General features: G+C 71.3%; 13 protein-coding genes and 2 pseudogenes. 4 read left to right on the top strand and 11 right to left on the bottom strand.

All coding sequences use genetic code 11. The features are described 5' to 3' along the window. Window position 1 precedes the first annotated feature (1 nt). A complete protein-coding gene (locus MVG78_RS15515) occupies window positions 2-667 on the top strand; it encodes a hypothetical protein (protein WP_247552926.1) in 666 nt (221 codons plus the stop codon). 75 nt (window positions 668-742) lie between these two features. On the opposite strand, the pseudogene MVG78_RS15510 reads toward MVG78_RS15515, so the two are convergent. Further along, window positions 743-3,084, bottom strand: a pseudogene (locus MVG78_RS15510) (xanthine dehydrogenase family protein molybdopterin-binding subunit). Window positions 3,085-3,173: 89 nt separating this feature from the next. Next, window positions 3,174-3,749 (bottom strand): transposase, encoded by a 576-nt coding sequence (locus tag MVG78_RS15505; RefSeq protein WP_247552924.1) that lies wholly within the window; start codon window positions 3,747-3,749, stop codon window positions 3,174-3,176. 95 nt (window positions 3,750-3,844) lie between these two features. Here MVG78_RS15505 and MVG78_RS15500 point away from each other — a divergent pair, with 95 nt between their 5' ends. Beyond that, window positions 3,845-4,117: a hypothetical protein gene (locus tag MVG78_RS15500; RefSeq protein WP_247552922.1), complete on the top strand. Its 273-nt coding sequence runs from the start codon at window positions 3,845-3,847 to the stop codon at window positions 4,115-4,117. Here the strand turns inward: MVG78_RS15500 and MVG78_RS15495 are convergent. The 7 genes and pseudogenes from MVG78_RS15495 to MVG78_RS15465 form a co-directional block, all read right to left on the bottom strand. Next, window positions 4,021-7,339, bottom strand: a pseudogene (locus MVG78_RS15495) (efflux RND transporter permease subunit). The gene MVG78_RS15500 and the pseudogene MVG78_RS15495 sit on opposite strands and share 97 nt — an antisense overlap. A gap of 6 nt (window positions 7,340-7,345) precedes the next feature. Beyond that, window positions 7,346-8,773 carry an efflux RND transporter periplasmic adaptor subunit gene (locus MVG78_RS15490; RefSeq protein ID WP_247552920.1) on the bottom strand — a complete coding sequence of 476 codons (1,428 nt, stop codon included), beginning with the start codon at window positions 8,771-8,773 and terminating at the stop codon, window positions 7,346-7,348. Between the two features lie 459 nt (window positions 8,774-9,232). Beyond that, the gene (locus MVG78_RS15485; RefSeq protein ID WP_247552918.1) at window positions 9,233-10,528 is read right to left on the bottom strand and encodes an MFS transporter; all 1,296 of its coding nucleotides are present in this window, start codon (window positions 10,526-10,528) and stop codon (window positions 9,233-9,235) included. Between the two features lie 136 nt (window positions 10,529-10,664). Then, window positions 10,665-12,056: an FAD-binding oxidoreductase gene (locus MVG78_RS15480; RefSeq protein WP_247552916.1), complete on the bottom strand. Its 1,392-nt coding sequence runs from the start codon at window positions 12,054-12,056 to the stop codon at window positions 10,665-10,667. 252 nt (window positions 12,057-12,308) lie between these two features. Beyond that, window positions 12,309-13,739, bottom strand: a complete 1,431-nt coding sequence (locus tag MVG78_RS15475) for a mannose-1-phosphate guanylyltransferase/mannose-6-phosphate isomerase (RefSeq protein WP_247552914.1) — start codon at window positions 13,737-13,739, stop codon at window positions 12,309-12,311. A gap of 113 nt (window positions 13,740-13,852) precedes the next feature. Next, window positions 13,853-15,361, bottom strand: a complete 1,509-nt coding sequence (locus MVG78_RS15470) for a tripartite tricarboxylate transporter permease (protein ID WP_247552913.1) — start codon at window positions 15,359-15,361, stop codon at window positions 13,853-13,855. A 13-nt stretch (window positions 15,362-15,374) separates the two neighbouring features. Beyond that, entirely contained in the window at window positions 15,375-15,971 is a 597-nt protein-coding gene (locus MVG78_RS15465) for a tripartite tricarboxylate transporter TctB family protein (RefSeq protein WP_247552911.1), read from the bottom strand. Window positions 15,972-16,381: 410 nt separating this feature from the next. Between MVG78_RS15465 and MVG78_RS15460 the strand changes: the two genes are divergently transcribed. Further along, complete coding sequence (locus tag MVG78_RS15460; protein WP_247560465.1) at window positions 16,382-17,557, top strand: M20 metallopeptidase family protein; 1,176 nt, start codon at window positions 16,382-16,384, stop codon at window positions 17,555-17,557. Window positions 17,558-17,608: 51 nt separating this feature from the next. After that, window positions 17,609-18,598 carry a ketopantoate reductase family protein gene (locus tag MVG78_RS15455; RefSeq protein WP_247552909.1) on the top strand — a complete coding sequence of 330 codons (990 nt, stop codon included), beginning with the start codon at window positions 17,609-17,611 and terminating at the stop codon, window positions 18,596-18,598. On the opposite strand, the gene MVG78_RS15450 is transcribed toward MVG78_RS15455, so the two are convergent. Together MVG78_RS15450 and MVG78_RS15445 are read right to left on the bottom strand one after the other, a co-directional pair. Further along, on the bottom strand, window positions 18,580-19,536 hold the full coding sequence (locus MVG78_RS15450; protein ID WP_247552907.1) for a hypothetical protein: 957 nt from the start codon (window positions 19,534-19,536) through the stop codon (window positions 18,580-18,582). The genes MVG78_RS15455 and MVG78_RS15450 overlap by 19 nt on opposite strands. 32 nt (window positions 19,537-19,568) lie before the next feature. Continuing rightward, window positions 19,569-19,763, bottom strand: coding sequence for a hypothetical protein (locus MVG78_RS15445; protein WP_247552905.1), 195 nt, complete (start codon window positions 19,761-19,763; stop codon window positions 19,569-19,571). Between the last annotated feature and the right edge of the window lie 127 nt (window positions 19,764-19,890).

The raw sequence follows: 19,890 nt of genomic DNA, 5'->3' as shown, positions 1-19,890 counted from the left end.
GATGATCCGGCCTGCCGTTCCGGTCGCCTTCTGGGTTGCCCCATTGGCTGCCCCCTTGGTTGCCCTGCTGGTCATGGCCGGTCCCGCCCGGGCCCAGGGAACCGATTTCACCCTGCTCAACCGCACGGGGGAGGCGATCCGCTCGGTCTATGCGACGCCGGCCCAGGTGCCGAACTGGGGGCCGGAGCGGCTGCGCGGCGGCCCGCTGTCTGATGGCGGCAGCCGCCGTATCCGGCTGGACGGGGCGGGCGGCTGCATGCTGGACCTGCGGGCCGTGACCGTGGCGGGGCTGGTGCTGGACCAGCGCGGCGTCGATGTCTGCCAGCAGCGGCAGGTGGTCTTCGCACCCGTGCCGCGTGGCGCTGGCCCCGGATATGGCCCCGGATATGGCACTGGTGACGGCATGGTGCCCGGCGCGGCGGCCTTCAGCCTGGTGAACCGCTCCGGCCGCGCGGTCACGCAGCTCTACGCCACGCCTTCCACGGCGGGGAACTGGGGGCCGGAGCTGCTGGGGCCGCGGGGTGCCATCCCGCCCGGGGCGGCGCGCTCGGTGGCGCGGGAGCCGGGGGCCTGCGTCTATGACCTGCGGGTGGTCTATGCCGATGGCGGGGTGGAGGACCGGAAGGGCCTCGATACCTGCGCCATGCCGCGTATCACCCTGCCCTGACGGGCATTCCGGGTACGATCCGGACAGGGATGGGGTGAGCGCCGCCGGGGGGGCGATCCGGCGGCGCCATCCCCATCAGGCCACCCTGGCCAGGGCCTGCCAGACGCGCTCGGGCGTGGCGGGCATGTCGAGATGGGTGACGCCATCGGCCGAGAGGGCATCGACCAGCGCGTTCATCACCGCGGGCGGCGAGCCCACCGCCCCGGCCTCGCCGGCGCCCTTCACGCCGAGCGGGTTGGTCTCGCAGGGGATCTCGACCAGATCCACCTCGATGGCGGGCAGGTCCTCGGCGCGCGGCAGGGCGTAGTCCATGAAGGAGGCGGAGAGGAGCTGGCCGCTTTCCGGGTCATAGACCGTGCGCTCGTGCAGCGCCTGGCCGATGCCCTGGGCGACGCCGCCATGCACCTGGCCGCGCACGATCAGCGGGTTGATGGCATGGCCCACGTCATCGACGACGAGGTAGCGGGCGACCTCGATCAGCCCGGTCTCCGGGTCCACCTCGACCTCCGCGATGTGGCAGCCGTTCGGGAAGGTGCCGAAGGGCACCTCGGCGACCTCGGCGGCGTCGAGCAGCGTCGCCGGCTCGCCCCGCGCGGCGGCGGCGCGCTGGCGGGCGGCGAGCTCCAGGATGCCGATCCCCCGGTCGGTGCCGGCGATGCTGAAGCGGCCGCCGCCGTCGAGCGCGCCGCTGGTGGTGAATTCGATATCGGCGGGCGAGGCTTCCAGCGCCTCGCTGGCCGCCTGCTTGCCGCGTTCCAGCACCGTGGAGGCGGTGGCGAGCAGGGCGGTCCCTTCGGAATAGAGGAGCGGGCGCCGCCGGTGCCGCCGCCGGTCGGGATCTCGTCGGAATCGCCCTGGCGGACCCGGATCCTGTCCACCGGCACGCCGAGGCGCTCGGCGATGATCATGGTGTAGGCGGTCTCGTGCCCCTGGCCGGTGGACTGGGTGCCGACCAGGACCTCGACATGCCCGTCCTCGGTGAAGCGGACCTCGGCGCGCTCGCTCGGGTCGCCGCCGGTGGCTTCGAGATAGTAGGCGAGGCCGATGCCGCGCCGCTTGCCGCGGGCGCGGGCCTCCGCCTGCCGGGCGGGAAAGCCGGCCCAGTCGGCACGCTCCAGCGCCTCGTCCAGCACCCGGGCGAAGTCGCCGCTGTCGTATTTCTGGCCGACCGGGGTGGTGTGCGGCATGGCGCTGGGCGGCACCATGTTGCGGCGGCGCAGTTCGGCACGGTCGATGCCGAGCTCGCGGGCGGCGGCGTCGATCAGGCGCTCGACGAGGTAGTTGCTTTCGGGGCGGCCGGCGCCGCGATAGGCGTCCACCGGGGTGGTGTGGGTCAGCGCGCCGATGACATGGGCGTAGATGGCCTGGAAGCCGTAGACGCTGGCGAGGACCTTGGTGCCCGCGGCGGTGGGGATGAAGCCGGCGAACTGCGAGAGATAGGCGCCCATGTTGGCGAGGTTGCGGGTGCGCAGGGCCAGGAACTTCCCGTCCTTGTCCAGCGCCAGCTCGCCCAGGGTGATGTTGTCGCGGCCATGCGTGTCGGAGACGAAGGCCTCGCTGCGCTCCGCCGTCCACTTCACCGGGCGGCCCAGCCTGCGGGCGGCGTAGCAGGCCAGCCCGTATTCGACGTAGCAGAAGAGCTTCATGCCGAAGCCGCCGCCGACATCATGGGTGACGACGCGGAACTTCTCCTTGGGCAGCTTGAAGACGTGCTCGGCCAGCATGTCCTTCAGGTGCCAGGCGCCCTGGCTGGTGGCCTGGAGGGTGAAGCGTTCCGTGGCGGGGTCGTATTCCGCGAGCGCCGCCCGGCCCTCCATCGAGGCGACGACGATGCGGTTGTTCACCACGGTCAGGCGCGTGACATGCGCGGCGGAGTCGAAGAGCGCGTCGGTCTTCGCCTTGTCGCCGATCGCCCAGTCGAAGACGCGGTTCTCCGGCACATCGTCGAAGACCAGGGGCTGGCCGGGGTCGTTGGCCGTGGCGAGGTCGGTGCAGGCGGGGAGCGGGTCGTAGTCCACCAGGATGGCCTCGGCCGCGTCCTTGGCGGCGCCGAGGCTTTCCGCGACCACGAAGGCCACCGGATCGCCGACATGGCGCACCTTGCCGCTGGCGAGCAGGAAGCGCGGGGCATTGGCGGAGCGCGAGCCGTCGCGGTTCTTCAGGCTGCCGGCATGGGGCAGGGGGCCGAGTCCGTCCGCCGCCAGATCCTCCGCCGTGTAGATGGCGAGCACGCCGGGCATGGCCCGCGCATCAGCGGTGTCGATGGAGAGGATGGTCGCATGGGCGTGCGGGCTGCGCAGCAGGTAGCCCGTGGCGGCGCCGGCGACGGTGAGGTCGTCGGTGTAGCGGCCCTCGCCCTTCAGGAGGCGAGGGTCCTCGACGCGACGCAGGGATTGGCTGAGGCCGAACTTGGCCATGATTCTTGTGCTCCCACCCGGAAACCGGCCGGCATCATCGGCCGGGAGCGGGGCGGCTGGGAAGGGGGACGGATGCGGTGGGCATCGCATCAGAGCCAGCCCAGGCGCAGGGAGCGGGGGAGGCGGGCGCGGCCGGCGGCGGTGCGATGCAGGGCGGCCAGGGCGCGGAGCATCCGCCGGTAGGGCGTGACCGAGCCGTAAGCCGTTGGGAAGGGCGGGATTTTCGCGCGGGCGAGGGTTTCGGACAAATCCGGGTCGGGGAGCAGCCAGGGCGGGCCAGGCAGGGCTTCGCGGAGTTCCAGGCGGCGGGCGAGGAGGGCCAGGCGCGGGCCGAGGAGGCGGTGGGCACGGCGCGCGGCGCGGCAGATGCGGTGGCGCAGGGCCTGGAGCGGGTGGTGCGGCGGGGCCTTGGCCAGGGTGGCGAGGAGGCGTTCCCAGAAGCCGGCATGGGTGAGGCGGCGGAAGTGGCGGGCGACGGTGGCGTGGGGACCGAAGCAGCCTGGCAAGGCGGACCAGGGCAGGGTGGTGCCGGCGAGGTGGAAGATGGCGTCCAGCCGGGCGCGGTGGTCGGTGGGGCGGCCTCGGCGGGGGATGTCCGAAGGGGCATGGAGGAAGGGCTGGAGGGTGGCGAACTCGCTGTCGGTGAGGGGAGCAGGGTGGGACATGGCTCAGGAATAGCAAAATATTCCTAATTTGGCAAGAATTTCGGGCCTGTGCATGAACCGGGGGGACATCGGATGTCCCTGGACGTTGTCGCGCCATGAGCGACAGGGTCGAGGCCTTCCTGGCGAGGCTGGGAAGGCTGCCGCAGGGCTACAGCGAGGGGCGTTATGCCGGCCGGCGCTATGGCGTCACGCTCGCCAGTTCGGGCGATGGCCGCCGGCGCTGGCTGTATGGTGAGGAGCTGGGCGGCACCGGCCGGATCAGCTGCAACATCTATCTGGGCAGGGAAGGCAAGGCGCTGCTGCGGCCCTGCGAGATGCCGCTCGACGAGGTGATCGACTTCGTCCTGGGGTTCCGCGCCGTGGCATAGGGCGGCGCGGGCACCGGGGCGGGCGGGGCCCGTCCCGGTGCGTGTCTTCCGCGATCAGGCCGCCGGCTGGGCCGGCGGGCGGTCTCCCCGGTGCTGCCCATCCAGCCCTTCACGCGCTCGCGCAGGGACTGGAAGGTCACGTAGAGCATGGGGATGAAGAAGATGCCGACCAGCGAGGCGGCGAGCATGCCCCAGAAGACGGGCGTGCCCACCGCGCGGCGGGAGGCGGCGGCGGCGCCGGTCGCCGTCACCAGCGGCAACAGGCCGAGGATGAAGGCGATCGAGGTCATCATGATCGCGCGGAAGCGCAGGCGCGATCCCTCGATGGCGGCCTCGCGGATGCTCTTGCCGCCCTCCCGGGCCTCCTTGGCGAATTCCACGATCAGGATGCCGTTCTTCGCCGCGAGGGCGATGAGCACGACGAGGCCGATCTGGGCGTAGATGTCCAGCGAGAGCCCGCTGAACAGCACGCCGAGGAAGGCGCCGGTGATGGCCACGATCACCGAGAGCAGCACCGGCACCGGGATGGTCCAGCTCTCGTAGAGGGCCACGAGGAAGAGGAAGGCGAAGAGCACGGCGAGCGCCAGGATGATGCCCGTCTGGCCGGAGGCCAGGCGTTCCTGGTAGGCGGTGCCGGTCCATTCGAAGCCGTAGCCGGCGGGCAGGGTGCGGCCCGACAGTTCCTGCATCGCGTTCAGCGCATCGCCCGAGGAGACGCCGGCGCGCGGCGAGCCCTGGATGGTGATGGCGCGGTAGTTGTTGTAGCGGCCGATGGTCTGCGGCCCCAGCACCACCCGGGCCGTGGCCAGGGCGCTGAGCGGGACCATCTCCCCGTTCGAGTTGCGGATGAAGATGCGCCACAGGTCCTCGACATTGGCGCGGTCGGGGAACTCGGCCTGCAGGTTCACCTGCCAGGTGCGGCCGAAGAGGTTGAAGTCGTTCACGTAGTAGCCGCCGAGGGTCGATTGCAGCGTGGAGAAGATGCTGCTGATCGGCACCTGGAGGGCCTGTGCCTTGTCGCGGTCCACGTCGAGGTAGAGGCTCGGCGTGTTGGCGGTGAAGGTGGTGAAGACCGCCGACAGGCGCGGGTCCTGGTTCGCCGCCGCGATCAGCCCCAGGGCGGCGGAGCCGAGATCGGCGGGCGAACGGCCCTCATAGTCCTGCAGCACGTATTCGAAGCCGCCGCCGGTGCCGAGGCCCTGGATGGGCGGCACGTTGAAGGCGAAGGCATTGGCGGTGCGGATGGACTGCACCTGGCCGAAGACGCGGCCGATGGCGGCCTGGACGCTGCCCATGGCGCCCTCCCGGTCGGCGAAGGGCTTCATGCGCACCACGACGAAGGCGGAGTTGGACTGGGCGCCGCCGTCGATGAGGGAGAAGCCGACCACCGAGAGGGTGCCCAGCACGGCCGGGTTCTGCCGGACCATGTCCTCGATCTGCCGGGCCACCTCGCGCGAGCGGGAGACGCTGGCGGCGGGGGAGCTGGGCCTGGACGAAGAAGGCGCCCTGGTCCTCCGCGGGCAGGAAGCCCGTGGGGGTGCGGCGCGACAGTTCCCAGGTGCCGAAGGCCAGCACCGCGATCAGCAGCACCGACAGGGCGGAGACGCGGACCAGCCGCGCCACGATCCCGGCATAGCGGTCGCGGGTCCAGTCGATGCCGTTCAGGACGCGGCCCATGATGCCGCGCCGGCCGCCGCCATGGGCCGCATGGGGGCTCGGCCGCAGCAGGATGGAGCACAGCGCCGGCGAGAGCGACAGGGCGTTGACCGCCGAGATCAGCATCGAGGCGGAGATGGTCACCGCGAACTGGCGGAACATCTCGCCCGAAAGGCCGGGGATGAAGGCGATCGGCACGAAGACCGAGAGCAGCACCAGGGTGATGGCGATGATCGGCGCGGTGATCTCGCTCATCGCCTTCTTGGTGGCCTCGGCCGGGGTGAGGTGGGGTTCCTCCTCCATCACGCGCTCGACATTCTCGACCACCACGATGGCGTCGTCGACCACGATGCCGATGGCCAGCACCATGGCGAGCAGCGAGATGGTGTTGGCCGAGTAGCCGAGGCCGAGCAGCACGATGAAGGCGCCGATCAGGCTGACCGGCACGGCGATGGTCGGCACGATGGTGGCGCGCCAGGAGCCGAGGAAGAAGAACACCACCGCGACGACGAGGACGAAGGCCTCGATCAGGGTGCGGATGACCTCGTGGATCGTGTCGTTCACGAAGTCGGTGGTGTCGTAGAAGACCTGGGTCTTCATCCCCGTGGGGAAGCGCTGGCTGAGCTGTTCCAGCGTCTTGTGCACGGCGGCGGCGACGTTCACCGCGTTGGCGCCCGGCGACAGGTAGACCGCGAAGGCGACGGAGGGCTGGCCGTTGAAGCGGTTCTCCGTCTCCATGGTCTGCGCGCCGAGCTCCAGCCGCGCGATGTCGCGCAGCCGCAGCACCGAGCCGTCCGTGTTGGCGCGGATGATGATGTTGCCGAATTCCTCGGGGCTGGTCAGGCGCCCCTGGGTCTGCAGCGTCATCTGGAACTGCTGCGTGTCCGGCGCGGGCTGGCCGCCCAGGCGGCCCACCGCGGCCTGCACGTTCTGCGCCTGCACCGCCGCGACGATGTCGGAGGGGGTGAGGTTCAGGCTGACCAGGCGGTCCACGTTGAACCAGACGCGCATGGAATAGTCCTGCGCGCCGAAGATCGACACGTCGCCCACGCCCGGGACGCGGGCTATCGTGTCCTTCATGTTGATGGTGAAGTAGTTCGACAGGAAGAGCGGCGACTGCGCGTTGCCCTCGGAATAGAGGGTGGCGAAGAGCAGCACCGAGGAGGATCGCTTGCGCACGGTGACGCCGCTGCGCTGGACTTCCTGCGGCAGCCGCGCCAGGGCGGCCTGGACGCGGTTGTTCACGTTCACCGTGGCGATGTCGCCGTTGGTGCCGAGGGAGAAGGAGACGGTGAGGCTGTAGGTGCCGTCATTGGCGCTCTTCGAGGACATGTAGATCATGTTCTCGACGCCGTTGATCTGCGCCTCCAGCACCTGGGCGACGGTGCTCTCGATCACCGCGGCATTGGCGCCCGGATAGGTGGCGCTGACCTGCACCTGGGGCGGCACGATGTCCGGGAACTGGGCCACCGGGATCCGCATCAGCGAGATGGCACCCGCGATGGTGATCACGATGGAGATGACGAAGGCCAGCCTCGGCCGGTCGACGAAGAGGGAGGAGATCATCGTCGGTCAGCCGGGATTCCGCTGGGCCGGGGAGGCCGGCTGTGTCGAGGGCGCCTGGCTGCCGCCCGGCTGGCTGCCGCCGTTCGGGGCGCTGGCCGGGGGCGTGCCGGCGGGGGCATTGCCGGATGGGGCGCTGGTTGGGGCGCTGCCGGCGGGGGCGCTGCCGGCGGGGGCGCTGCCGGGCTGGACCGGGCCGGCGGCCGGGGCCGCGGCGGGCGCGGCCGGGGCGGGGTTCACCACCTGCCCGGGACGGACGCGCTGGATGCCCTCGGTGATCATGGTGTCGCCGGGGTTCAGGCCCTTCTCCACCACCGTATCCGCGCCGAGGGCGCGGCCGAGGGTGACGTCGCGGCGCTGGGCCTTCTTCTCCCCGTCCACGATGAAGACGTAGGAGCCCTGCTGGTCCTGCAGCACGGCGGCGCGGGGCACCACGATGGCCTGCACCGGCTCCACGCCCTCGACATAGACATTGACGAACTGGCCGTCGATCAGCGAGCGGCTGGGCACCGTGCCGCCATTGGGGGTGTGGCCGCGCACCGGGTTGGCGATGAGGGCGCGCACCAGGATCGTGTCCGTGTTGCGGTTGATCTGGTTGTCGATGAACTCGATCCGCCCGCTCTCGGGGTACAGGTCGCCGGTGTTCAGGCGGATACGGACGCGCACGGCGTCGATGCCGCCACGATTGGCATAGCGCTGGTAGAGCTGGGTGGCGGCGCGGGAGCTGATGGGGAAGGAGACGCGCATCGGGTCCTGCGACACGATGGTCGCCAGGGTGCCGGTATCGGGGCTCACCACGTTGCCGATGGTCAGGTTGGTGCGGCCGATCCGCCCGTCGATCGGCGCGATGATGTTGGTGTAGCCGAGGTTGATCTGCGCCACGCGGAGCTGGGCCTGGGCGGAGAGCAGGTTGGCGTTGGCGGTGCGTTCCTGGGCGGTCGCCGTGTCCAGGTTGGCGCGGGTGCCGTAGTTGCTGCGCGCCAGGTCCTGGGCGCGGGCGAGGGAGACGCGGGCATTGGTCAGCTCCGCCTCGGCCGAGGCGACGGAGGCCTGGGCCTGGGCCACCTGGGCCTCGAAGGGCGGGCGCTCCAGCCGGTAGAGCACGTCGCCGCGCTTGACCTCCTGGCCTTCCTGGAACAGGCGCTCCTGCATGAAGCCGGTGACGCGGGCCTTGAGGTCCACGCGGTCCGTGGCCTCGACGCGGCCGACGAATTCCGTGCTTTCCGTGACCGGGCGCGGCTTCAGCTCGATGACGCCGACGGCCGGCGGGCCTTGTGGCGCGCCCTGGGCCCAGGCCGCGGGGGCCAGGGCGGACAGGCCGAGCGACGGCAGCAGGACCGGCGTGGCGAAGGTGGAAGCGACGAGGGTGGCTGGCGCAAGGAGCGCCGACCAGCCCAGCGAGAGGCCGAGCGAGCCCTTGGCGATACGTCCCAACATCGTGGCTACTCCAGGCGTATCCGCGGACAACCGGGGAGCGGCCCGGGTGCGGTCTGATGGGGCTCCGGACGGCACCGCCCGCGGAACCGCGGGGGCTCGCGAGTGGGATTCCGGCGTTGTTCTTGTCCGTCTCCGGCCCCGGACAGATTCGGGGCGGGGCGTCAAACGGAGGGATGGCCCGGCGAGGGCCGCCGGTCAAGACTTACATTCGTGAATGATTGTGCTGGCGTATGTTCCCCGGCCGGTCCCGTCATGGCTTTCCCTGCGGCCTTCCCTTTCCAGGGCCGGTGCGGGATGAGGGTGAGGGAACCTCGCACGATGGCACTCTCCGCGCAGACTGCGGGATGGCAACTCGCCATCCGGGGCGCGGCGCGACAATCCCTTATCGTCGGCGGGGTGTTAACGATCTCGTGGGGCAGGTGGAGGGCTTCGTGCCGCTCCCCCACCCGCGCGGCCAGGTCAGGATTGGGCCGGTGTGGGGCTGGGGCGCCCCAGCCAGGCGAAGACCAGGGTGCAGAGCACCACCACCAGCGCCAGGAAGAGCAGCGCCGCGCCGGTGCCCGCCCGGCTGGCCACCATGCCGGAGCCGGGCTGGAGCACGGCGGCCCCGAGGAAGAAGGACAGGTTCACCGCGGAAAGCGCCTTGCCCGTCTGTTCCGGCGGCACCAGGGCGCGGGTGGCGGCGAAGATCAGCTGCACGCCGATGCTGAGGCCGAAGAGGGTGAGCATGGCGAGGTCCCAGCCCACCGGCAGGGGGCCGAGGAGACCGTCCGGGCCGCCCGCGACCAGCAGGCCGATGGCGGCGGCGGCGGTGAGGTGCCCGCTGATCAGCAGGCGGCGGCGCCAGCCCTCGTGCCGGCGGTCCACCAGGCCCCAGCCGATGGTGCCGAGGATCAGGGCCAGGGTCGCCAGCAGCAGGACATGGCCCGTGTGCAGGCGGTCCAGCCCCTTGTCCAGCATCAGCCAGGGGCCGCCCCAGAGGCCGCGCAGGCAGACCACGATGGCAAAGGAGCAGAAGGCCAGCACCACCGCCCCGCGCAGGCGGCGCGAGACGGCGAGGCGCAGCACCTCGATCGCGTCGCCCAGCAGGGAGCGGTGGCTCTCGGTGCCGGGCAGCGGCCGGTCCCGCACCAGCAGGGCGGTGCAGGCCAGGGCGAAGAGGCCGAAGCCGAGCGCCGCCCAGAAGCCGGCGCGCCAGCCCTCCTGCTCCACCAGCCAGGCGAGGGGGGAGGCGGAGAGCAGCATGCCCGTGTTGCCGACGGCCTGGATCAGCCCGCTCCAGAGGCCGAAGCGGGCCGGGCTCATGCGCTTGGCGGCCAGGGTCATCGGGGCGATCAGCGCGCCCGCGCAGCCGAAGCCGAGGACGATCTGGGCGAGCAGGAAGCCGGCCGGCCCGCCGGCCAGGGCGGCGATCAGCGTGCCGGCGCAGACGATCGCGAGCAGGGCCAGCGAGACCGGCCGCACGCCGAAGCGGTCCAGCGCCACGCCGACGGGGATCTGACCCAGGGCGAAGGCGATGTGATAGGAGCCGGTGAGGCTGGAGAGGCCCTCCGCCGTCAGCCCGAGGTCGATCTGGATGCGGTCGGCGGCGATGGCCGGCAGGGTGCGCAGCGCGTTGGACAGCATGTGGCCGAGCGCCAGGGCGAGGACCGGCAGGACGAAGCCGGCGCCGGCCTCGGCGGCGGTCCCCGTCCTTGGGGTGGCCCGTGGGGCGGCCGGGGGTGTGGCCTCTGGTCGTGGATGGGGCCGTGACATGAGGGGGCGTCTTCCTTCCCGTGATCCGCCCGGGGGTGTTCGTCACCCCTCGGGCATTCCGGCGGCGGCCGGGCCGTTCCAGTCTTTCGGGGCGGCCCCCCCCCGGCGCCGCTGGGCGCCGGGGGAGGAGGAGGCGTCAGTTCCGGAAGATCTTGCCCGGGTTCAGGATGCCCTTGGGGTCCAGCGCCGTCTTGATGGAGCGCATCACCGCCAGGGCCTCGGGGCCATGCTCGGTCTCCAGGAACTCCCGCTTGCCGAGGCCCACACCATGCTCGCCGGAGCAGGTGCCGCCGAGGGAAAGGCCGCGGGCGACGATCTTCTTGTCCAGCTCCCAGGCGCGGTCCTGCGCCGTGGGGGCCTCCTGGTCCACCAGGATCGTGGTGTGGAAGTTGCCGTCGCCGACATGGCCGACGATGGGCGCGGTCATGCCGGAGGCGAGGATGTCCTCCTTCGCGCCGACGATGGCCTCGGCGAGGCGGGAGATGGGCACGCAGACATCGGTGGCCATGCCGCGCGAGCCGGGCTTCAGCGCGACCGCGGCCCAGTAGGCGTCATGCCGGGCCTTCCAGAGCCGGTTGCGGGTTTCCGCATCCGTGGCCCAGGCGAAGCCGCTGCCGCCGAAGCCGTCGGCCAGTTCCTGAACCGTTTCCGCCTGTTCCTGCACGCCGGAGGGCGAGCCGTGGAATTCCAGGAAGAGGGTGGGCAGGGGCTGGTAGCCTTCCAGCCTGGAGTAGCGGATGCAGGCTTCCATCTGGATCTCGTCCGCCAGCTCGATGCGGGCGACGGGGATGCTGGCCTGCATGGTGGCGATGACGCATTCCACGGCGCCGCGCAGGGTCTGGAACTGGCAGACCGCGGCCGAGGTGGCCTCCGGGATGCCGTGCAGGCGCAGGCGGATTTTCGTGATGATGCCGAGCGTGCCCTCGGAGCCGATGACCAGGCGGGTGAGGTCGTAGCCGTTGGCGGCCTTGCGGGTGCGGGAGCCGGTGTTGATGACGCGGCCGTCGGCGAGGACGACCTCCAGCCCCATGACATTCTCGCGGATCGTGCCGTAGCGCACGGCGTTGGTGCCGGAGGCGCGGGTCGCGCACATGCCGCCGATGGTGCAGTGGCTGCCGGGATCGACCGGGAAGAACAGGCCCTGGTCGCGCAGGTGGTCGTTGAGCTGGTGGCGGGTGACGCCCGGCTCGATCAGGCAGTCCATGTCCTCCTGGCTGACCTCCAGGATGCGGTCCATGCGCGACAGGTCCAGGCTGATGCCGGCGCGGACGGGGTTGGCATGGCCTTCCAGCGAGGTGCCGGCGCCGAAGGCGGTCACGGGCACCTCATGCCGGTGGCAGAGGGCGAGGAGGCGGGAGACCTCCTCGGTGGTCTGCGCATAGGCGACGGCGTCGGGCAGGGTGGGGGTGGTGGTGTCCTCCCCCCGGCTGTGCTGTTCCCGCACCGCCTGGTTTGTGGAGAGGCGGTCGCCCAGGAATTCGCGGGCCTCGGCGATCACCTGGTCCACGGGCCTCGACTGGATGTTCATGGGCGTTTCGCTCCGCTTCGCGTGATAGGGGGGGCCGGGCAGTGGGGACCGCCGCCGAGGGTGGAGAGTGTGATCTCCGGATCGGGCACCGTCAGCCCCTCCGCCCGCAAGGCAGCGTTGAGTGCGGTGCTGGCCCGGGCGGAAACGCCCAGGCCGGCAGTCCTGGAACGGAAACGGGCGCTCCCCGGCAGGAAGCGCCCGTCTCCGTGTTCCGTACCGGGTGGCGGGTGCCAGCCGGGGAAGGGCTGGGCCTCAGGCCCGGCCGTAGCTGTCCTCGTAGCGGACGATGTCGTCCTCGCCGAGATAGGAGCCCGACTGCACCTCGATCAGGGTCAGCGGGATCATGCCCGGGTTCTCCATGCGGTGGACGCAGCCCAGCGGCAGGTAGACGCTCTCGTTCTCGCGGACGAGGATGCGCTCGGAATCCCGCTCCACGATGGCGGTGCCGTTCACCACGACCCAGTGCTCGGCCCGGTGGTGGTGCTTCTGCAGGCTGAGCTTCTGGCCCGGGCGGACCTGGATCTTCTTCACCTGGAAGCGGTTGCCGAGGATCAGGCCCTCGTAGTGGCCCCAGGGGCGATAGGCGCGGCGATGCTCGGTGGCTTCCTTGATGCCGGCGGCCTTGAGCTTCTCCACCAGCTTCTTCACGTCCTGCGCCTTGTCGCGGGACATGGCGAGCACGGCGTCCTCGGTGACGACGATCACGGCGTCCTTGAGGCCGACCACGCCGGTGAGCATGCCCTCGGAGCGGACGAAGCAGCCCTCGGCATCCACCAGGTGGACCGGACCGTGGGTGGCGTTGTTCTTCTCGTCCTTGGGCGAGACGGCCCAGAGTGCGTCCCAGGAGCCGACATCGGACCAGCCGAGCGAGGCGGGGACGACCACGGCATGCGGGGTCTTCTCCATCACCGCGTAGTCGATGGAGATGGAGGGGGCCTTGCAGAAGGCCTTGGCGTCGAGGCGCACGAAGTCGAGGTCGCGCTTGGCGCCCTCCACCGAGGCGCGGACGGCCTCCATCAGCTCGGGCGCCAGGCGCTCCAGCTCCGCCAGCCAGGTCGCGGCGGAGGCCACGAACATGCCGGAGTTCCAGAGGTGGCGGCCGCCTTCCAGGAAGTGGCGGGCGGTGGCGGCGTCCGGCTTCTCGACGAAGCTCTTGATCTTGAAGAGGCCTTCGACCTGCGGCAGCGGGTCGCCGGCCTCGATGTAGCCATAGCCCGTCTCGGGCGCGGTCGGCTTCATGCCGAAGGCCACGATGGAGCCGGCCTGGGCGGCCTCGGCGGCCAGCTTCACCGCCTCCAGCAGCGCGTCCTTGTCACCGATCACGGCGTCTGCGGCCATGATCCAGAGGATGGCGCGCGGGTCCTGCTCCGCGGCGATCACGGCGGCGGCGGCGATGGCGGGGGCGGAGTTGCGGCCCTCCGGCTCCAGGACGATGCGGGCGTCCTCGATGCCGTCCTCGCGCAACTGCTCGGCCACTAGGAAGCGGTGCGGTTCCGAGGCGACCAGGATGGGGGGCGCGAAGCCAGGGCCCTGGGCGCGGCTCGCGGTGGCCTGAAGCATGGTCTTCTCGCCGGCGAGCGGCCAGAACTGCTTCGGGTATCCCTCACGCGACAGGGGCCAAAGCCGGGTGCCGGTTCCTCCGCAGAGGACGACAGGGATGAGAGACGCAGCGGCAGCTGTCATCGATCGCGCAGGTCCTTAACGCTCGGTAGCCTCACGACCTAGCGGAGCGCTGCACAAAAGGGAAGCGGGCCAGACGGCCCGCTTCTATTTTCGGACATTTCTCTTTTATGAAATCACTCCGCGATGGCCTCGTCCTTCTTCTTGCGCAGGGCGGGGAGCATCATGGAACCGAGGACGAGGGCGCAGATGACCAGCAGGGAAGCGCTGATGGGGCGGTTGGCGAAGTCGATGAAGACATAGGCGTCGCCGCGGGAGAGCAGCATGGCGCGGCGCAGGTGCTCCTCCATCATCGGGCCGAGCACGAAGCCGATCAGCAGCGGGGCGGCCGAGAGGTTCAGCTTGGTGAAGGCGTAGCCCAGGATGCCGAAGGCGAGCGTCTGGTAGACGTCGAAGACGCTGTTGTTGAGCGAGTAGACGCCGATGACGCAGAACATCAGGATCGCCGGGTACATGTACTTGTAGGGCACGCTGAGCAGCTTCACCCACATGCCGATCATCGGCAGGTTGATGACCAGCAGCATCAGGTTGCCGATCCACATGGAGCAGATCAGGCCCCAGAACAGGTCGGGCTGGGCCTCCACCATGCGCGGGCCGGGCTGGATGCCCTGGATGATCAGGGCGCCGACCATCAGCGCCATCACCGCGTTGGCGGGGATGCCCAGGGTGAGCAGGGGGATGAAGGAGGTCTGGGCGGCGGCGTTGTTGGCCGATTCCGGCCCGGCCACGCCCTCGATGGCGCCGTTGCCGAACTCGTGGCGGTGCTTGGCCACCTTGCGCTCCAGCATATAGGAGCCGAAGGCGGAAAGCGCCGCGCCGCCGCCGGGCAGGATGCCCAGCACCGAGCCCAGCACCGTGCCGCGCAGCACCGCCGGGGTGGCGCGGCGGAACTCCTCCTTGGTCAGCCACAGGCTGCCGATCTTGGTCTTGAGCACCTCGCGCGCCTCGGGGCGCTCGAGGTTGAGGATGATCTCGGAGATGCCGAACATGCCCATGGCGATGGAGGCGAAGCCCAGGCCGTCGGAGAGTTCGGGGATGCCGAAGGTGAAGCGCTGCTGGCCGGTCTGCACGTCGGTGCCGACCAGGCCCAGCGCCACGCCCAGCACCACCATGGAGATGGACTTGACCACCGAGCCCTGGGCCAGCACCGCCGAGATGATCAGGCCGAGCAGCATGAGCGAGAAGTAGTCCGCCGGGCCGAAGGAGAGGGCCACCTGGGTCAGCAGCGGGCCGGAGGCCGCCACCACCAGGGTCGCCACCGTGCCGGCGAAGAAGGAGCCGAGCGCCGCGATGGTCAGCGCCGCCCCCGCCCGCCCGTTGCGGGCCATCTTGTAGCCCTCGAGCGTGGTGACGACCGAGGAGACCTCGCCGGGCAGGTTGAGCAGGATGGCGGTGGTCGAGCCGCCATACTGCGCGCCGTAGTAGATGCCGGCGAGCATGATGATGGCGGTGGTGGCGGGCTGGCCGAAGGTGATGGGCAGCAGCAGGGAGATGGTGGCCACCGGGCCGATGCCCGGCAGCACGCCGATGGCGGTGCCGATCAGGGCGCCGAGCAGCGCGAAGAGCAGGTTGTCGAAGGAGAGCGCGACGCCGAAGCCGTGCGCGAGGTTGGCGATGAGGTCCATGGTGCGTCTGCTCTCAGAAGGCCGTCGGCCAGACCGGCACCCGGATGTCGAGCTGCCAGATGAAGATGACCCAGGCCATCACGATCAGCGCCACCAGCATGCCCAGCACGCCCTTCACCGTATGGCTGCTGTCGGCGAAGGCGCTGACGGTGAGGCTGAGCACCAGGGCGACCACCAGTCCGAGCGGTTCCAGCGCCAGGGCGAAGACCGCCATGGAGACGCTGACCAGCGCCAGCGGGCGCCAGCCCGGCGAGGCCGCCATGATGCCGAGGCCGACCACGAAGGCGAAGCCGATCTGGCGCCAGTTGCCCTCGCCCACCCCCATGCGCTCCAGCACCTGCCAGACCACCAGGCCGGCGGCGGTGCCGATCAGCACCGTGGTCAGGTCCATGCTCGTCCAGCGCTCCAGCGGGTCCGGGCCGCTGCGCAGGCTCACCAGGATGACCAGCGCCCCCAGCACCAGCAGCAGCCCGAACACCAGCATCGGCATGTAGCCGGGGCCCATGCGCCGCGCGTCGCCCAGCGTATGCTCCGTGTTCAGCCAAAGCCCGATCACCGAGAGCAGCGCCAGCAGCCCCCCGGAAATCAGGTCCTTCGTGTTGATCTTCACGCGTGTTGTCTCCGAATCGCGCTACGCGGCCGGTTCGGGCCGGGCATCGCCTCCTTCCTGGCCACCCCGGTTGGGGGAGAGGCAGTGTCCAGCAAAGGCACGGATAAGGACGCGAAAGGCCGGGCGCGCCGGATCTCCTGACGCCTGGCGCTGCCCGCGCCCGGCGATGGCGGCGTTCGCACGCGGCATCCCCTTGGTCCTCCCCTGACTTTGAAGTTGATGAAGCGTAATGCGGGGAAACACTCCGTCGCAAGGGAGTGCCCTTGTGGGATGGCCCACCTTTTTTATGCTGCCGGGCAGCGGCGGCCTTCGCCCCGCCCGTTTTTCCACCCGGTTTTCCCACCCGCGCGACCCCACCGGCCCCGGCCGGCGCGGGTGCCGACGCCCTCCGGAGACGCCCCGTGACAGAGATGCGTTCCAACGACCCCACCGGCCGAATCGCCGGGATCGCCGCGGCCGCCGAAGAGCGGCTGATCGGCCTGCGCCGTGACATTCACGCGCATCCGGAACTGGGTTTCGAGGAGGTGCGGACCGCCGGGATCGTGGCGGCGGAGCTGGCGCGGCTGGGCATCCCGCACCGGACCGGGGTGGGGCGCACGGGCGTGCTGGGGGTGATCGAGGGCGGCCGGCCGGGGCCGACCCTGGCGATCCGCGCCGACATGGACGCGCTGCCGATCCACGAGGAGACGGGGCAGGATTTCGCCAGCACTGTGGCCGGGAAGATGCATGCCTGCGGGCACGACATCCACACGGTGACGCTGCTCGGCGTGGCGGAGGTGCTGCGGGGGATCGCGCCGATGCTGGCGGGGCGGGTGATGCTGGTCTTCCAGCCGGCGGAGGAGATCCTGGAGGGTGCCGCCGCCATGATCGCCGACGGGGCGGCGGAGGGCGTGGACATGGCGCTGGGCTTCCACAACGTGCCGGACAAGCCGGTCGGCAGCTTCGGCTATGTGCGCGGGGCGGGGCTGGCGGCCTCGGACCTGTTCGACCTGACGATCCGGGGCAAGTCGGGGCACGCGGCGCATCCCTATGCGGCGGTGGACCCGATCGTGGCGGCGGCGCAGTTCGTGGCCCAGGTGCAGACGGTGGTGAGCCGCGAGGTGCGGCCGCTGCACCCCGCCGTGGTGACGGTGGGCATGTTCCAGGGCGGCACGACCTATAACATCATCCCCGAGCGGGTGGCGCTGAAGGGCACGGTGCGGACGCTGCATCCGGAGGCGCGCGACACCGCCGAGGCGGCGATCCGCCGGCTGGTGGCCGGGCTGGAGGTGGGGATGCGCGTGACCTGCGAGCTGAACTATGCCCGCCGGGTGCCGCCGCTGGTGAATGACGACCGGGTGCTCGCCCCCTCGGTGGCGGCGATCCGGACGCAGCTCGGCGTCGAGCCGGAGGAGGGGGAGCCGAGCATGGGGTCGGAGGATTTCTCGGCCTTCTCCGAGCGGATGCCCGCCTTCCAGATGCTGATCGGCTCCGGCGCGCCGGGCCGGGACGACCGGCTGCACAACGCCTTCTACCAGCCCGACGAGCGCTGCATCGCGCTGGGCGTGCAGGCGCTGTCCCGCGCGGCGCTGGAACTGCTGTCCTGAGCGCGGCGAGTGGCGTGGGCATGACGGCGATGACAGGAAAATGGGGCTGACATGAAGGTTTGCGTCTTCGGCGCCGGGGCGATCGGCGGCCATCTGGCGATGCGCCTGGCGAAGGGCGGGGCGGAGATCTCCGTGGTCGCGCGCGGTGCGCAGCTCGCCGCCATCCGGGCGCGCGGGCTGGTGGTGCGGGCCTATGACGGCGAGCACAAGCTGCGCATCGCCGCGGCGGAGGACCCGGCCGAGCTGGGGCCGCAGGATGCGGTGGTCGTCACCACCAAGGCGCCGGCCCTGCCGCAGGTGGCGCGGATGATCGGGCCGCTGCTCGGGACGGAGACCGCGGTGGTCTTCGCGATGAACGGCATCCCCTGGTGGTATGCCGACGGGGCCGGCGGGGTGCTGGAGGGGCGGAGCATGCCGGAGCTCGATCCGGGCGGCGCGCTGCGCGAGGCCGTGGGCATCGCGCGCACGGTCGGCGGGGTGGTCTATTCCTCCTGCGCCGTGGTCGAGCCCGGGGTGGTGTCGGTGGAGGGCAAGGGCAGCCGCCTGATCCTGGGCGAGCCGGACGGGCGGGTGACGCCGCGCGCCGAGGCGCTGGCCGGGCTGTTCCGGGCCGGCGGCCTGAGCGAGGTGCCCGTGACCACGGAGATCCGGAAGGAGATCTGGGCCAAGCTGATGGGCAACATCTCCTATGGGCCGCTCTGCATCCTGACCCGGCGGAACCTGCGGGAGACCTATGCCGATCCGGTGGTGGCCGCGGCGGCGGAGCGGATGATCCGCGAGGCGCAGGCCATCGCCGCCGGGCTCGGCATCACGCTCGACGAGGACCCGGTCGCGAAGCTGTCGGGCGTCGGGCGCAGCGGGCACAAGCCGTCGATCCTGCAGGACCTGGAACTCGGCCGGCAGATGGAGGTGGAGGCGATCCTGCTGGCGCCGCTGCGCCTCGCCCGCCTGGCGGGGGTGGAGACGCCGACCCTGGACCTCACCCTGGCGCTGGCGAAGAGCGTCGCCGAGGGGGCGGGGCTCTACGCGCCGGCCGGGTAGGGCGCGGCGGGAAGGCTGTTGGGAAGGCTTGTCTGGCCCAGGACCCAGCCTTCCCAGCGGCGCAGCCAGGGATCGTCGGGGACGAAATCCGGGCGGTGGCCGTCCAGCACGCCGATGAGGCCGAGCAGGCCGAGCAGGCTGTCGAACCGGTCCTCCCCGGCGGCATCGGCGCCGAAGCCTTCCGCCAGCGCCGCCTCCAGCGCGGCATCCGGCGTGATGCCGAGCCGCGCCATGGCCTGCCGCAGCCCGGGCAGGGCCTGGAGCCGCACCGCCCGGCTGCGCTTGCTGCCGGACAGGCGCAGGCCGAGATGGCGCAGGCATTCCGCCGGATAGACCTCGGCCAGCACGGCCCGCCCCGGCGCCAGCAGGGCGTGCAGCCCGCCCTCGAAAGGCCAGAGCCGGTAGGGGGCGCCGGCGGCGAGGGCCGGGACCAGCCAGTCCCGCCAGGCGGAGATCGCGGCCTTGCCCGTCTGGTTGGCGCCGAGCGTCCAGAAGAGCGGGGCACCGGCGGGGCGTTCCGCCGTGGCGAGGTCGCAGAGGCGGCAGAGGCCCGAAGCCTCCGCCATGCCGAGCGCCAGGGCGTGTTCCAGGCGGGTCATGCCGCGCCGGCCGCGCGCCGGGTAGAAGGGGCTGTCGGCGGAGACCCCGGCGATGCTGTCCGCCACCCGCCAGAAGCCGGGGCGCGCGGAAAGGGTGCGCAGGAAGGCCGGGAAATCCGCTTCGGGGCGCTGGCGGGCATAGGCGCGGGGCAGGCCGAGAGGCAGGTCGAGCCCCAGCGCCAGAGCGGGGCCTTCCGCCAGAAGGGTGGCGGCCCAGGTGGAGGGATCGCCGACCGGGCGCGGGGCGGTGGCGTGCCAGAGGCCCGGCCCCGCGCGGTGGGCGCGGGTGAACCAGCGCTTGCCCGGGTTCACCGACCAGTCGGCATGGGCGGCGATCATGGCCGGCACCCTCGCCGGGCGGTGCCGGGGTTTCAGCCGATCGGCTTGTTGGCCTTCTCCATCAGCTTGCTGAAGAAGGCGCGGGCCTTGCCCTGCGGCTTGGGGGCCGCGGGGGCTGCCGGCTTCGCCGCCTCGCGCTCCCGCTCGCGGGAAGCCAGCCACTTCTCCAGGCTCATACCTGCCTTGGCCGCGCGCTTCGCCTCATAGGCGCGCTGGCCTTCCGTCAAACGGCGCTCCGGTGCAGCCATCCTGCTCATCCCCTGTCGGTTCGCGGGTGTTTCGCGCGGCGGCGCGGCGGCGGCAAGAGGCTGTGGCGGGGCTTGCGCCGGAGCCGCGCCGGCGGCACCTCCAGGA

This window comes from Roseomonas gilardii subsp. gilardii (assembly GCF_023078375.1).
GTDB lineage: Bacteria > Pseudomonadota > Alphaproteobacteria > Acetobacterales > Acetobacteraceae > Roseomonas > Roseomonas gilardii.
Note: the sequence above shows the minus strand (reverse complement) of the source record. Positions and strands in the feature narration are given on the sequence as shown.

Bases quoted from the DNA above. Each gene is read 5' to 3' on its own strand.
- MVG78_RS15515 (WP_247552926.1), top strand. From the start codon at position 2: ATGATCCGGCCTGCCGTTCCGGTCGCCTTCTGGGTTGCCCCATTGGCT.
- MVG78_RS15505 (WP_247552924.1), bottom strand. From the start codon at position 3,749: ATGTCCCACCCTGCTCCCCTCACCGACAGCGAGTTCGCCACCCTCCAG.
- MVG78_RS15500 (WP_247552922.1), top strand. From the start codon at position 3,845: ATGAGCGACAGGGTCGAGGCCTTCCTGGCGAGGCTGGGAAGGCTGCCG.
- MVG78_RS15490 (WP_247552920.1), bottom strand. From the start codon at position 8,773: ATGTTGGGACGTATCGCCAAGGGCTCGCTCGGCCTCTCGCTGGGCTGG.
- MVG78_RS15485 (WP_247552918.1), bottom strand. From the start codon at position 10,528: ATGTCACGGCCCCATCCACGACCAGAGGCCACACCCCCGGCCGCCCCA.
- MVG78_RS15480 (WP_247552916.1), bottom strand. From the start codon at position 12,056: ATGAACATCCAGTCGAGGCCCGTGGACCAGGTGATCGCCGAGGCCCGC.
- MVG78_RS15475 (WP_247552914.1), bottom strand. From the start codon at position 13,739: ATGACAGCTGCCGCTGCGTCTCTCATCCCTGTCGTCCTCTGCGGAGGA.
- MVG78_RS15470 (WP_247552913.1), bottom strand. From the start codon at position 15,361: ATGGACCTCATCGCCAACCTCGCGCACGGCTTCGGCGTCGCGCTCTCC.
- MVG78_RS15460 (WP_247560465.1), top strand. From the start codon at position 16,382: ATGCGTTCCAACGACCCCACCGGCCGAATCGCCGGGATCGCCGCGGCC.
- MVG78_RS15455 (WP_247552909.1), top strand. From the start codon at position 17,609: ATGAAGGTTTGCGTCTTCGGCGCCGGGGCGATCGGCGGCCATCTGGCG.
- MVG78_RS15450 (WP_247552907.1), bottom strand. From the start codon at position 19,536: ATGATCGCCGCCCATGCCGACTGGTCGGTGAACCCGGGCAAGCGCTGG.